14 protein-coding genes and 1 tRNA gene are annotated in these 13,677 nt (G+C 52.6%); 9 read left to right on the top strand and 6 right to left on the bottom strand.

The window, feature by feature from the left end; translation table 11 throughout:
- Window positions 1–24 precede the first annotated feature (24 nt).
- Genes DG046_RS00330 through DG046_RS00320 form a run of 3 tightly spaced genes read right to left on the bottom strand, consistent with a single transcriptional unit; the run spans window position 25 to window position 2,192 of the window.
- Window positions 25–270 carry a DUF951 domain-containing protein gene (locus tag DG046_RS00330; RefSeq protein WP_108830634.1) on the bottom strand — a complete coding sequence of 82 codons (246 nt, stop codon included), beginning with the start codon at window positions 268–270 and terminating at the stop codon, window positions 25–27.
- On the bottom strand, window positions 267–1,106 hold the full coding sequence (locus DG046_RS00325) for a mechanosensitive ion channel family protein (RefSeq protein WP_159082003.1): 840 nt from the start codon (window positions 1,104–1,106) through the stop codon (window positions 267–269). The genes DG046_RS00330 and DG046_RS00325 overlap by 4 nt, the downstream gene beginning before the upstream one ends.
- Before the next feature lie 15 nt (window positions 1,107–1,121).
- Window positions 1,122–2,192, bottom strand: a complete 1,071-nt coding sequence (locus DG046_RS00320) for a hypothetical protein (protein ID WP_108830632.1) — start codon at window positions 2,190–2,192, stop codon at window positions 1,122–1,124.
- 58 nt (window positions 2,193–2,250) lie between these two features.
- On the opposite strand from DG046_RS00320, the gene pgeF reads away from it, so the two are divergent.
- From pgeF to DG046_RS00275, 9 genes are all read left to right on the top strand, one after another.
- Complete coding sequence (gene pgeF, locus DG046_RS00315; RefSeq protein ID WP_159082002.1) at window positions 2,251–2,973, top strand: peptidoglycan editing factor PgeF; 723 nt, start codon at window positions 2,251–2,253, stop codon at window positions 2,971–2,973.
- Between the two features lie 54 nt (window positions 2,974–3,027).
- Window positions 3,028–3,103, top strand: a tRNA-Ala gene (locus DG046_RS00310).
- 120 nt (window positions 3,104–3,223) lie between these two features.
- Window positions 3,224–4,018 carry a glutamate racemase gene (gene murI / locus DG046_RS00305; protein ID WP_108830630.1) on the top strand — a complete coding sequence of 265 codons (795 nt, stop codon included), beginning with the start codon at window positions 3,224–3,226 and terminating at the stop codon, window positions 4,016–4,018.
- On the top strand, window positions 4,011–5,093 hold the full coding sequence (locus DG046_RS00300) for a bifunctional glycosyltransferase family 2/GtrA family protein (protein WP_108830629.1): 1,083 nt from the start codon (window positions 4,011–4,013) through the stop codon (window positions 5,091–5,093). The genes murI and DG046_RS00300 overlap by 8 nt, the downstream gene beginning before the upstream one ends.
- Before the next feature lie 107 nt (window positions 5,094–5,200).
- Window positions 5,201–6,064 (top strand): methylenetetrahydrofolate reductase, encoded by an 864-nt coding sequence (locus DG046_RS00295; RefSeq protein WP_108830628.1) that lies wholly within the window; start codon window positions 5,201–5,203, stop codon window positions 6,062–6,064.
- A complete protein-coding gene (locus DG046_RS00290) occupies window positions 6,057–6,683 on the top strand; it encodes a hypothetical protein (RefSeq protein ID WP_108830627.1) in 627 nt (208 codons plus the stop codon). The genes DG046_RS00295 and DG046_RS00290 overlap by 8 nt, the downstream gene beginning before the upstream one ends.
- On the top strand, window positions 6,680–9,052 hold the full coding sequence (locus DG046_RS00285) for a homocysteine S-methyltransferase family protein (protein ID WP_108830626.1): 2,373 nt from the start codon (window positions 6,680–6,682) through the stop codon (window positions 9,050–9,052). The genes DG046_RS00290 and DG046_RS00285 overlap by 4 nt, the downstream gene beginning before the upstream one ends.
- A gap of 285 nt (window positions 9,053–9,337) precedes the next feature.
- Window positions 9,338–9,853, top strand: a complete 516-nt coding sequence (locus tag DG046_RS00280; RefSeq protein ID WP_108830625.1) for a sigma-70 family RNA polymerase sigma factor — start codon at window positions 9,338–9,340, stop codon at window positions 9,851–9,853.
- A complete protein-coding gene (locus DG046_RS00275) occupies window positions 9,850–10,896 on the top strand; it encodes a hypothetical protein (protein ID WP_108830624.1) in 1,047 nt (348 codons plus the stop codon). Before DG046_RS00280 ends, DG046_RS00275 begins: the two co-directional genes overlap by 4 nt.
- A gap of 201 nt (window positions 10,897–11,097) precedes the next feature.
- Here DG046_RS00275 and DG046_RS00270 read toward each other — a convergent pair whose 3' ends face one another.
- The 3 genes from DG046_RS00270 to DG046_RS00260 are packed head-to-tail and all read right to left on the bottom strand — an operon-like array spanning window position 11,098 to window position 13,621.
- Window positions 11,098–11,403: a hypothetical protein gene (locus DG046_RS00270; protein WP_108830623.1), complete on the bottom strand. Its 306-nt coding sequence runs from the start codon at window positions 11,401–11,403 to the stop codon at window positions 11,098–11,100.
- On the bottom strand, window positions 11,400–12,743 hold the full coding sequence (locus DG046_RS00265; RefSeq protein ID WP_108830622.1) for an aminotransferase class I/II-fold pyridoxal phosphate-dependent enzyme: 1,344 nt from the start codon (window positions 12,741–12,743) through the stop codon (window positions 11,400–11,402). Before DG046_RS00265 ends, DG046_RS00270 begins: the two co-directional genes overlap by 4 nt.
- Window positions 12,743–13,621, bottom strand: a complete 879-nt coding sequence (locus DG046_RS00260) for a radical SAM protein (protein ID WP_108830621.1) — start codon at window positions 13,619–13,621, stop codon at window positions 12,743–12,745. Before DG046_RS00260 ends, DG046_RS00265 begins: the two co-directional genes overlap by 1 nt.
- Window positions 13,622–13,677 lie beyond the last annotated feature (56 nt).

Below are 13,677 nucleotides of genomic sequence, written 5' to 3'. Positions count from 1 at the left end.
AACGAATGGCGAATATTTCATCATTTATTCACCTTCGTTTGAGGCGTCTTTCGGAAGATGGTGGACGATGGCCACCATTTTTTCTCCTTCTTTTATTTTCCTCACGCGCTTTTCAAAATCCATGCGCGCCATCCAGATGGTTCTGTCGCAGCCCATGCAGGCCAGTTTAATGTCCACGCCGGTGCGCAAAATCTTCCACAGATTTTCGCCGCAGGGGTGGCCTTTTTTCAGGGTGACCACGTCGCCTTCTTCGTAATACAGTCGGTTCATTTCACCTCTCCTTTAAGGGGGCCCGCCTGGTAACGGGCGATGGGTATGTTGATATTTTCCGCGTTCATGGCCTTGGCGATGGCCTTTCTCAGATCGTATTCCAAATCAAATTGATAGCGCGCCTCGTCCCAGGCCACCACGGTGATTTCATAGCCGTTGGCGATAAAATCCGTCACGCCCCACACTTCCGTCGTGGCGTGGGGGTACGTGTCTTTTAAGGATTTTGCCGCGCCGTCGATGGCGGCAATCGCCCGGTCCGGATCCTCGCTGCGGTCGATGGGCACCACGACTTTGGCCCGCTTTCTGCCTCGTCCGCGATTGGTGACGATGCGAATGGCGGAATTGGGAATGGTGTGCAGGGTGCCGTCGAAGTCGCGGATCACTGTGGCGCGAAAGCCCAGAGACGCCACGTAGCCTTTTCTGTCGGCACACTCCACGTACTCGCCCACGGCAAATTGGTCGTCGAAAATAATGAAAAAGCCGTTGAGAAAGTCTTTAATAATTTCCTGGGCGCCCATGGCAATGGCCAGAGAGCCGATCCCCGCCGTGGCGATTAAGGTAGATGTGTTGACCCGGCAGAGATTTAAAAAGATCAAGAGGGCCACGCCGTAGATGGCATATTTCGATGCGCTTCCCGCCAAATGGGTTAAGGTAATGACCCGTCTTTTGTTTCGCACCTGTTTTTGCTCCCGATTGGCGATGTACTTGCCCAGGGCCGTGCCGATAAGGCTCACGGCAATCCGCGATACAAAAAAGAGAATGATCCCCGAGAGGATCATGCCGGGAATGCTAAATTTCCCGGGCGCCGTAAATAAAAAGGCTTTGACTTCAGCCATAACAACTCCCATCTGTTACTCTGTGTGTTTTAATTCCTGAATCTTGTCCTTGCTGAATGAAAAGTGGGGCTTCAGGCGATAAAAAGCCACGTGCTTGTGTTCGTAGGCGGCCAGGTAGCCGTCTTTTAAAAGGAGCTTTTCCTGATTGTCGTCGAAGCGAATGTGAAAAGGCGCCTTGGACATGGGCCGGGACAAAATCTCCCGATTGCCGTAGGCGAAAAGCCCTTCCTTCATCACCGCCAGCCGATCCACATTGGCCTCCATAAGGTAGTGTTTCTTCTCCTTCAGGTGGCCGTCGTACACGCTCAACAAACCGCTGTGCAGAGAGTACAAGCGGCCGTTGTACAAGGTGATGTCGGATAAAATCGGCGTCTTTTCCGTAATCAATTCCTTGTCCAGGCCGTAGAGATGCTTTTCCGTCACCACGACGGGGTACTTCCCGATCACCATGCCCATGGCCACTTCCATGGGAAATTCCGTGGAGGCCATGGCGCCGCGATCGCCCTTTCCCTCTTCGCGGTACACCGTGGTCTTGTAGCCGTTGGCCGCGTTGGAAAGCTCCGTCACCACAAAGGACTTCGACGAATCGAAGCGGTAGTCCAAAATGTAATTCTTCGTCTGAAACACTTCCGTGAGGCTGCCGCCGTCCGATGCGACAAAAAGTTTCTCCCCGTCGTCGTAGCGGCAGTGGAAAATTCGCGTGCCGTCCTGCACCCTGGCGTTGAACAGGGTGCCGTCGACGCGGTAAGTTTGTTTTTCTTTTCCGTCTTCCCCGAAGACCGCCACTTTGTCCACGTCTTCGTCGTAGAGCATGGCGTCGGCCTCGCCGAAAAAGGCCTTTTGCCCTTCGCCCAGACGATCCACCGTCTTCTTTCGGCCCTGTCTGTCGTAAAAGGCCAGGCGGTCGCCGTCGAATGTGGCCAGCACGCCGCCCTTTAAAATGCCCATGTTCATGATTTCCTGATCGGTCTTCAGCTGAAACAGGGGCTCGGCCTTGTAGGGAAGAAGGGTCTTTCCTTTGATTCCCAGACTCGCCGCCATTATAATAATAAGAAAGAGGACGATCCTCTTTTTAAATTTGCTCATAAAATCCTCCAGCACCATTATAACCAATGGAAACAAAGATGGAAAGGCGGATCAAACCGTGTTACTCAGAGATTCTAAAGGGATACGCTTCAACCTGTCGAAAAAGCCCTACGATTTTCGCGCCGCATTGGGAGAAGACCATTTCCGAAAGGATACGGAGAATTTTCTCAACGAACTGGGCGTCAAAGCGAGAGACGTTTACTTTATGAACCAAACCCATTCCGATCACGTGGCGGTGATCGACGAAGACTCAGGCGAAGACTACTTCGGCTACCGCATTTTAATCGACACCGACGCCATGATTACGAACAAAAAGAATATAGCCCTCGCGACGCGTATTTCCGACTGCACGCCGGTGCTGCTTTACGATCCCGCGAAAGGCGCCATGGCTTCCGTACACGCGGGCTGGCGCTCCACGGTGCAGAAATTGCCGGCGAAGGCCCTGACCGCCTTGACAAAGCACTACGGCACGAACCCCGAGGACGTGCTTGCCTTTATCGGGCCCTGCATCGGCCCCGCGAGCTTTCAGGTGGGAAAGGAAGTGAGCGCCCTTTGGCGGGAAACTTTTGCTTTTGCAAGTGATGTGATTTCTCCGGACGACGACGCACACGACTTTATCGACATGAAACAAACCAACGCCCGCATGCTTTGTGAGGCCGGTATTTTGGCGGAAAACATCGAAATCGATCCCGCCGATACCCTCGCCGATTCCCGCTACCATTCCTACCGCCGCGACGCGCCGGATTTCGGGAGCAATGCTTTATTTTCCATTCTCCTTTAAAAAAGGCTTGACATTTATCTTACATCCCCGTATACTAATCAAGAACTCAATTGCGGGGGTGTAGCTCACATGGGAGAGCGCTTGAATGGCATTCAAGAGGTAAGGAGTTCGATTCTCCTCATCTCCACCAAGGTCGCCTATAGGGCGACTTTTTTTATGCCCGTTTTCCGAAACTTTGACATATAAAGACGGCTCTGTAACGAACCGCTCTTTTCCATCTGTTATAATATTTTCAGAAAGGATGTGACTTATGGGAGATTCGATCGTCATTTTCGACTCCGGCCTCGGCGGCGTCACGGCGCTTATGGAAGCGATTCGCGCCATGCCGGCGGAGCATTTTATTTATTACGGGGACACGGCCCACGTGCCCTACGGCCCGAAAGATGCCGAGGAAATTCGCAGCTATTTGGATCAGATGATGGCGGCCACGCGCCCCTTTTCACCGAAGGCCGTGCTCCTCGCCTGCAACACGGCCACGGTCACATCCGCCGATTATCTGAGAAAAAAATACACCATTCCCATCGTGGGCATGGAGCCCGCCGTGAAGCCCGCCATCGAACACGATGTGGACCTGAAGCGGATCTTGGTGCTTTCCACTGAGGGCACGGGAAAAAGCGCCCGCCTGCGCCGCCTCGTCGAAAAATTCGACGACGACCGCTTGGTGGACATTTTGCCTCTGCCGAATTTGGTGGATTTTGCCGAGCGTTTGGAATTCGACACAGACGCCGTTCGCTACGATCTGGAGACCATTCTCGCCTCCTATCCTCTCGAGGAATACGGCGCCTTGGTCTTGGGCTGCACCCATTTTATTTGGTACCGGGATCTGTTTCGCGAGCTTCTTCCCGAGCACATGGAAATTTTAGACGGAAACGCCGCCACGGTGCGCCAGCTCATGCGAAAACTTGAGGGAAACATTCAAAAGGAGGGAGAGGGAAAATTGCAAATGGCTTTTACCGGCGAGCTGAGCGACGACACGGCCGCATTTTTACGCAGCCGCCTTGCGCAGGAAGTTGAATTTATTTCCCTCGGCGCGAACAATGACTGATCGCGGCCTACAACTGAACAGGGATTTGGTTTTGATTCCCGCCTACGAGCCCGACGACAGCCTGCTTTCCTTTGCCGAGGCTCTCTTGGCCGAGGATCTTCAGGTAATGGTGGTGGACGACGGAAGCGGCGAGGCCTTTAGGCCCGTATTCGATCGTCTTCCCGAAGCGGTCACCCTTCTCTCTTACGAAACCAATCGAGGCAAGGGCTACGCCATGAAGTATGCCATGGAAAAGATTTTATCCATGCCCCAAGTGGAATTTATCGTCACCGCCGATGCCGACGGCCAGCACAGCCCGAAAGATACCCTGCGCATTCTCAAGGCGGCCCACGAAAATCCCGAGGCCCTCGTCTTAGGTGTGCGGGATTTTCCCGAGAACACGCCCCTGCGCTCCCGCATCGGCAATCGCCTCACGGCGAAAGTTTTCGGCCGGTTGACGGGAATAAAGGATTTGGAAGATACCCAAACGGGCCTTCGGGCTTTCAGCACCAAGCATTTGGACCTGCTCCTTTCCATGGAAGGGGAACGCTACGAATACGAAATGCGCCAGCTTATGGATTGGGCGAAAAGCCCCTATCCTCTCGTGCAGGTGCCCATCGAGACCATTTACCGGGACAAGGAAAATTCCACTTCCCACTACAACGCCCTGAAGGATTCTTCCAGGATCTTTCGCAGCCTCTTGGATAACGGCGAAGCGGTGCTCTTTACATTGAGCGGCATCATCAGCTTTACTCTGGACTTTTTGCTCTTTAACTTATTTTATTACCTCGCCCGCCCCCTCCATATGACCTACGCCTTGGCCATTCCCAATGTGGCGGCGAGGCTCATCAGCGCCAATTTGAATTTCTACTTAAACCGCAATTACGTCTTTGAATCCAAGGATCCCCTGATTAAAGACTTTTTGCAGTACGCCGCCCTCGTCGCCGTCCTTCTCACCGCCAACAGTTTGCTTTTAAGCTTCTACGGCAATATTTTAGGTCTTCAGGCCACGGTGGCGAAACTCTGCGTGGAATTTACCGTATTCATCATCAGCTACCTGGTTCAACATTTTTATATCTTCGCCAAGAAAAAATAAAGCACGTCGCCATAGATGCCGTGAAGTGTGTGTTGCACATTGCCCGGGCCTCTATTCGCTACGTGCTTTCTATGTTATAATGTGAAAATTACATTTGGAGGTAATTTATGCACATTAAAGAATTTTTCTCACCCGATCACACGCGACTTTCATTTGAAATCTTTCCCCCGAATCAACGAATGTCATTAAAAGCCGTCATGGCCTCCGCGGCGCGCATGGCAGCCTACGAGCCCGACTTTATGTCCGTGACCTTTAAGGCCGACGGAAGCGGCGGGGATCAGACCATTCAAATTTCAAATGCCGTCAGCGAAGTGATGGGAATTCCCTCCATCGCACACTTGACCTGCTCGGGCATTCCGAAAACCGAACTCTCCGCCGTTTACGACGAGCTCACGGAAAACAAGGTCAAGAATATTCTGGTTTTAGGCGGCGATTCCGCTCGGGAGCTGGGCGAAGATGCGTACTTGCCCTATGCCAAGGACATGGTGGCCTACTTCCGCGAGCGCGGCGCTTTCACCATCGGCGCCGCCTGCTTCCCCGAAGGCAACGATCCCGCCCTTTCCATGGACGAAGAATTGCGCCACCTAAAGGAGAAAGTGGACATGGGCGTGGATTTTTTGACCACGCAAATGTTTTTCGACAACGAGGTCTTTTACCGCTTTCTTGAAAAGGCCCGCAACCTGGGCATCGACGTGCCCGTTTTGGCCGGCATTATGCCCATTACGAGCGCCGGGCAAGTGCGCCGCATCAAAGATTTAAGCGACGCCGCCCTGCCCGATTCCCTCTTGCGCATGGTGGATCGCTTTAAGGACGATTCCGACGCCATGTTCGATGCGGGGCTCACCTTTGCCGAAAATCAAATGGCGGATCTCGTGGCTGCAGGCGTCAGCGGTATTCACGTCTACACCATGAACAAGCCGGCCATTCCGGAGCGCATCGTCCGGGATTTGGGCCGCCTCTTCCATGCTTAATCTATCGTCTATTCGCGACGTGCCCGCCATCGGTATCGAGGATCTTAGGCGCAGGGAAATATACCGCTACCTGCGCCTGGAGGGAAATGCCCCCGATGCCGCCACTTCCGACGATGTGGAGCGTAATTTAAAGCGTCTCGAGGATGCGATCTCCCTGCGCCACGTGGCTTCCCTTCGCCCCATAACGAAACAAGGCGGCGCCATCGTCTTCGGCGATTTTTCTACTGAAAGTGAAATGCTTCAAAAGAATATGAAGACCAGCAAATACGCCCTTCTCTTCGCCATGACCTTGGGCCCGGCCGTGGACCGACTGATCAGCCGCCTGCTCATTACATCCAAGGCCGACGCTTTTATTACCGATGCCTGCTGCACGGAATATTTGGAAAGCTACGCCAACGCCTACTGCGCCCGGGTGCGGGAAGAGGCGACGCAACAGGGCTTTATCGCCCATCCCCGCTTCTCCCCCGGCTTCGCCGATTTCGGCTTGGAATTTCAGTGGCCCCTGATACGGAGTTTGCAGGCGGATAAAAAAATGCACATCGCCCTGACGGAAGGTAATATGCTCGTCCCGACAAAAACCATTACCGCCCTTATGGGATTGGATCGGAGGAATGTATGACATCGCTACTTGATTCATTAAAAAACGGCCGCCTCTACTACGACGGCGCCTGCGGCACCTATTTGCAACAACAGGGCTTGAAGGCCGGCGCCCTGCCGGAACTTTTAAACATCGATGCCCCCGAGGTGATCGTGGACATGCACCGAGCCTATTTAAGGAGCGGCGCGGACATTATTCTCACCAATACCTTCGGCGCCAACCGCTTTAAGTTTGCGGATTCCGACGTGTCCGTAGAAACGGTGGTGGCCGCTGCCGTGGCCAACGGAAAAGCCGCCGTAAAGGCGGAAGGTGCCGGCTACGTGTCGTTGGACATCGGCCCCTTGGGAAAAATCCTGGCGCCTTTGGGGGATGTGGCCTTCGAAGACGCCTACGATTGTTTTAAGGAAATCGTCGTAGCCGGCGCCGCGGCCGGGGCGGATCTCATTACCATCGAAACCATGTCCGATACTTACGAAATCAAAGCGGCTCTTCTCGCCGCAAAAGAAAATTCCGATCTTCCCGTCTTCGTCACCGCCGCCTTTCAGGAAGACGGGCGCCTCTTAACGGGCTGCGACATGGACGCCTATGTGGAAATGACCACGGCCTTAGGCGCCGACGCCATGGGCATGAACTGCTCCTTCGGCCCGGTGCAAACCCTCCCACTTATGGAAAAAATGGCTTCCCTCTCAACGATCCCCCTGATCGTGAGCCCCAATGCCGGCCTGCCCAGCATGAAAGACGGAAAAACCACCTACGACATCGACGCCGAGGCCTTTTCCGATTACATGATTCAGTTTGCGGAGATGGGCGTGCGCGTGCTCGGCGGCTGCTGCGGCACCCTGCCCGCCTACATCGAAAAAACCGTGGAGAAAACCCGCGCCATTGACGTCGCCCCGCCGAAGGGGCGTCCCCGATCCGCCGTAAGCTCCTACACCCATGTCGTGGACTTCGACGAAAAACCGGTGATGATCGGCGAGCGGCTCAATCCCACGGGAAAGAAATACCTCGGGCAGGCCCTGAAGGATCGCCACACCTCGGCGGTATTAGCCATCGCCCTGGAGGAGGAAGAGGACGGCGCCCACGTCCTGGACGTGAATGTGGGCGTGCCAGGCCTGGATGAAGTGGCGGTGCTCCCGGAAATGATCCGCGCCCTGCAAGGGGTGTGCGATCTGCCCCTGGCCATCGACACAAGCAATCCCGATGCCATGGAAGCCGCCGCCCGAATCTACAACGGCCGGCCCTTACTTAATTCCGTGAGCGGCAAAAAATCCACCATGGACGCCGTCTTTCCCATCGCGAAAAAATACGGCGGCCTGTGCGTGGCCCTTCTCTTAGACGACGAGGGCATTCCGAAAACCGTGGAAAAGCGCATGGCCATCGTGGATGCCATCCTCCGAGAAGGCGCCCGCTACGGACTGGAGCCTGAAGCTTTTCTCTTCGATCCTTTGGCCATGACCATCTCCAGCCAAAAAGACGGTGCCGTCGTCGTCCTGGAGACCTTGCGCCGATTGAAGGCTCGCGGACTCCACTCCACCTTGGGCGTGTCCAACATTTCCTTCGGCCTGCCCAATCGGGAGCTCATTAACAGCAATTTCTACGCCATGTGCCTCGCCGCAGGCCTCAGCGCAGGGATCGTGAATCCCTCCTCGGCCCTTATGCAAAAGGCCTACAAATCCTCCATGGCCCTCTTAGGCTGCGATCCGGATTTCAGCGAATTTATCGCCGCCTTTACGGAGGAAGAAAAGACCGCGGCCCATAGCGGCGACCGGGATTTATCCTACGCCATCGAAAAGGGCCTGAGTAAAGACGCCAAAGACATGACCGTGGCCCTTCTTTCCGATCACAGCCCCATCGACATTATTAACGGCTACTTGGTTCCCTCTTTGGACAAAGTGGGCCGGGGCTTCGAGGAAAAGACCCTCTTCCTTCCCCAACTTCTTCGCGCCGCCGATGCCGCCGCCGCGGCCTTTACGGTGATCCGCGCCAAGATGGACGAAGAAGGCAATGTTGCCGAAAACAAAGGTCGCATACTCGTGGCCACGGTAAAAGGCGACATCCACGACATCGGAAAAAACATCGTGAAGGCCCTCTTGGAAAATTACGGCTTCGATATTTTGGACTTGGGAAAAGACGTGTCTCCGGAAAAAATCGTCGAGGCCGTGAAAGAAGAGAACATTCCCCTTGTGGGCCTCTCCGCTCTCATGACCACCACGGTTCCCTTTATGGAAGAAACCATTCGCCTCCTGAAAAAAGAAGCGCCGGAGACGAAGGTCATGGTGGGCGGCGCCGTCTTAACGGAAGACTACGCCGAAGAAATCGGCGCCCACGCTTACTGCAAAGACGCCATGGCTTCCGTGCGCTATGCGGAAACATTTTTTGAAGACAAGTAAATTTCGACATAGAAAAAGCGAGCCGATGCTCGCTTCAGAGTAATGGTTAAGGAAGGGAGAATCACCCGATTCACCCTTCCTTTTTTGTGTCTTCAAACCTCTTTAAGCTCTAAGTAGTAAACTATTAAAAACAGCCGGTCGGCTTCACACCATAAAAAAAGGGACGTTTTCGATTTGTCTGCAATCCGAAATAGATGGGCTTGTCTTTTTTTAATAACAAGTTCCTTCAAAAAAATTGTCAGAACGACGACTCTCAACACGAATATACTAGTGAAAGGAGGAAGTATGGAGAATAGAGATTTGATACAAAGGCTGAAGAACAGAGATGAAGACGCGTTGTACGTCGTGATCGAAGTCTATGGAAAAGTGTTAAAAGGCGTTATCTCAAAAACACTTTGGAAATACCCGAGCCTTTGGGACGAGGCGATGAATGATTCTCTTTTAAGTATCTGGCAAAATATCGACTATTTTGATCCGAAGAGGTCTTCTTTTAAAAATTGGTGTGCTGCGGTTTCAAAATATAAAGCCATCGATTTGCTCCGAAGAGAAAGTAAATTTGAAGCTATTCTTCTCGACGAAAATTCCGCGACAAAAGATTCCGACATCCATTCCAATTTAGAAATAGAAGAAGCTCTGTCCGCCTTAGACGATGAGGATAAAAAACTCTTTGAAAATATTTTTATTCGCGGGCTTTCCTATGGCGAGGCGGCATCGGAGCAACATATTTCTACGGAAAATGCCTATCAAAAGGTCAGCAGGGCGAGGAAGCTTTTAAGAAGATGGAGAGGTGAAAATGTATGAAAGATAATCTTTACGATCGATTGAACGATATAAAAATAGAGTACGAAGAGATTCCTCTCGAGACTTTTGAAAGAGAAAATCTCAAAAAGGCGGTGAAGAAATTGAAACGCAACAACAAGAGACAACTTTTCGTCAGAAATACGGGGACAATCGCGGCCATATTGCTGTTGGCTTTTGGCGTCACGAACCACGCATCCAACGGCTATGTTTTAGCAAAGACGAAAGACCTCGCGGACAGCATCACCTTGAGCTTATCGAGTGCAATGGGTCTTTCAGCCGATGTAGACAAGTATAGCGTCAAATTACATGAACCCTTCGAAATCGACGGCAAAAAATATGTTTTGGATACCATCACGACAGAGGACAATAATCTCTACGCCGTGCTTTTGAGCTTCAATGGTCCGGGTGAAAAGCTGTCGGAGGGTGCCAACTTAACGGAGCTTAAAGTAAACGGAAAAAAAGTCAGCATCCTCGGCTCAAGCGGCCAGGAAGGAAATTTGCCGGGCAATCCGAATGTTACTGCCACATCTTTAATGTATTCCTTGGAAAGTCCCCTACCGAAGGAAGGCACTGCACAGCTGGAGTTTATCTTTGACACGCTTTTAGGCAACAGCAAAAAAATTTCTATTACCACCCATGTGGATATGGCGAAGATGAAAATGGAGAAAAGGATCATCTCAAAAGATTTTGTCGTGCCGAATTCAAACGGGATTATGATTAAAGAATTCACCATGAGCCCGGCTTCACAAAAAATGACACTCACCTATCCGCCATCGGCGAAGGACACTATTTTTTCGGTGAAGGCGAGAGATTCCAAAGGTCGCTTGGTTTATTTTGAAACGATCGAAGCAGATGAAAACACGTCGACCCTCTACTTCTCGCCGGTTACCAGCGAAGTCACTGCCGATGAATTGTTAAACGACATCACATCATTGAAATGTCAATTATACAAAGCGGAGCTTCCCAACCGTAGCGGGAAAGAGTCCGGTGAGGAACAGGCAACGGGCGACGAATTTACCTTTGATTTGACTGCAGGCCAATGAATCGTGCCCTTCGTAAAATGACGTCTTTGGAAGTAAAAAATAAATCACATCAGCTATTAACCCATTAATCGCAAAAATGCCGAAGCCCCTTTGGACTTCGGCATTTTTCATAAAGGTACGCACATCAGAAGATAAACCCCTAATAGTGTTTGTCGTTTGTCTTGCGTCCAAAGCGAGCCTATGTGCTCGCTTTTTGCTTGTTTATTTTTCTAAAAATTTCTCCGGATGCTTGCTGATCACGGCATCTTCGATTTCCACGATTCGGTATTCCACCACATCGGCCAAGGTCAGCGGATCGCTTTCGAATTCCGAAAGCACATCGTCTAAATGGCTGCCTTTTGCCAGGCCGAGAAGGCCGTGGGCCTTGTCGCCGAACATGAGGAAATCCCCCCGGTCCATGCCCGCTTGGATAAAGGCGTCGAATTCCGCCTTCAGATCCTTGTTTTCGTCGTCGTAAAGTGAAAAGCTGAAGGTCTTGAACTTGCCTTCGATGAGATAATACTTCATAATGCCTCCTTAATGACCGTGATTTTTCCGCCTTCAAAGCCCGGGATGTCTTTCCTCCCTTTAATCGCCCGAATCACTTCCTCCGTGATCCGCTCGCCATAGGTGACGACGGGAATGCCCGGCGGATAAGGCGTCATGTTTTGTGCCGCCACTCGGCCTTTCGCCTCGTCGATGGATACGCTTTCCGTCTCCGCAAAAAAGGCTTCCCTCGGCCGAAAGACCGCCTCCGTTTCGGGATATATACCCTTTTCGAAGCCGCTTCCCTCTTCTTTTTTCGGAAGGGATCGAATGGCGCGAATCAAGCGTTCCACGTCCTCGTCCTCGTGATAGGGAGACAAAATCGCCAGGGCGTAATAAGCGTCGCCCATCTCCAAGTAAACACCTTCCTCCGCCAAAAGGGACACCACATCGTCGCCCCGATAGCCGGGCAGGTGAAAGAGAAACTTCATGGGATCTTCGCAGGCTATAAAATTCCCCCGCGCCTTTACGACAGTAAGTTGGGGCAGGCGCTTTTCGATTTGCTCACGAAAGCGCAGGAGTTTCTTCCAATCCATGTCTTTCCCCGCCGCCACGGCGTATTCCGAGGACAACATGAGCAAATAGGATGGCGAGGTGGAGAGAAAGAGGCCCATGCCTTTTAAGAGCTTCTTCTCGTCCACTTCTTTATTTATGTGCAAGAGCGCCGCTCCGGTGAGAGCCGCCATGGTTTTGTGCAGAGACTGCACCGTGTAATCGGCATAATTGACGGCGCTGAACTTCGCCAGAGGCGTAAAGGCCCAGTGGGCGCCGTGGGCCTCGTCCACGATGAGAGTCTTGTTCCGAGCGTGGACGATGTCCGCGATTTCTTTCAGCTTTAAGCCGCCGCCGAAGTAGTCGGGGCTCGTCAAAAACACGGCGGCAATGGACGGGTCTTCGTCTAAAGCCTTTTTCACATCCTCGGGATCCACGCCGGAAAAGAGACCCGTGGCCTCGTCCACATTTGCCGACAGGTAAGAGAGGTGAAGATCCAACGCCACGGCCCCGTGAAAGAGGGACTGGTGGGAATTGCGCTGAATCAAAATCTTCTCCCCGGGCTTTAACGCGAGATAAAGGGCCAGCTTGATCCCCGCAGTGGAGCCCGCCGGGACGATGACGCTTTTCTTCACGCCGTAGGCCGCGGCGATTTCAGCTTGGGCTTCGGCGATGGCCTCCGTGGGATCCAAGAGATTGTCCGCCCCGGTGACTTCCGTCCAATCGTCCCCGAAGTCAAAATCGAAAGCCACACGGCCCTTATGCCCGGGCATGGCGAAGTTCGCCCCGCCGCGAAGGCCTTTTACAGCTTCATAGAGAGGCCTTTTCATTAATAGCCGTAGCGTTGCAGCCGCGCGTTTTTCTGTTCTTCCGTCATGCTATCGTAGACCGCCCGAAGCTTTCTGAGCATCTCTTCTTTTTCCGAGAAGCGGCCGATGACCGGCGCCGTGTTATAGGCGTGAACGCCGAAAAACAGCGCCCGCGGGTTGAGATCCAATTTTTCCAAAAGGTGGATTTCCTCGAGAAGAATGTCCCCTTCCGTCAGAGGCACGAAATCCCCCCGCGCCACTTCTTCCGCGAGCTCCGTGCCCGCGTGAACCGAGGTGGTGAGAGGCGAGACGCTCAAGGGTTGATGCTTGTTTAAAAGTGCCGCAGTTTCCTCGGCGTGGGCGAAGCTGTCTTCCTTGCCGGCAATGCCTGACATGACCATGCAGATCCAGTCGATGCCCGCTTCTTCCAACTTGGCCAGTTCCCGATACTCGTCTTCTTGGGTGCAGCCCTTTTTAATGCGCTTTAATGTGGGATCGTGGGCCGTTTCGATGCCGATGTACAATTGATTGTACCCGGCCTTTCTCAGCCGCTTCAAATCCTCCACGCTTTTATTTTTTATGTCGAAAATCGACGCGTAGCAGGTAATGGTCTCGATATTGGGCAGGTACTCGTAAATCCAATCGGCGATTTCCAGAAGGTAGTCCGTGTCCAAAATAAAGGGATCGCCGTTTAAGAGAAAGATGCGGTCCAGGCGATCGGCATAGGACGAAAGCTCTTGAAGATCCGCAATCACCTGCTCCTTCGGCGCCTTTCTGAAACTCACGTCCTTATACATGGCGCAGTAAGTGCATTCGTTATGGGAACAGCCCACCGTCACTTCCAATAGGGGGCTGTATGCCTCTCTCGGCGGGCGAAATGTTTGTCCTGTGTAGTGCATAAAATCTTCCTTTCTGTTTCTGAACTTTACTGTTGTCTACTTAACTATACCATGAA

It is taken from the genome of Aedoeadaptatus coli (genome assembly GCF_900343085.1).
Taxonomy (GTDB): Bacteria; Bacillota; Clostridia; order Tissierellales; family Peptoniphilaceae; genus Aedoeadaptatus; species Aedoeadaptatus coli.
This window is presented reverse-complemented; position numbering and strand designations above follow the sequence as displayed.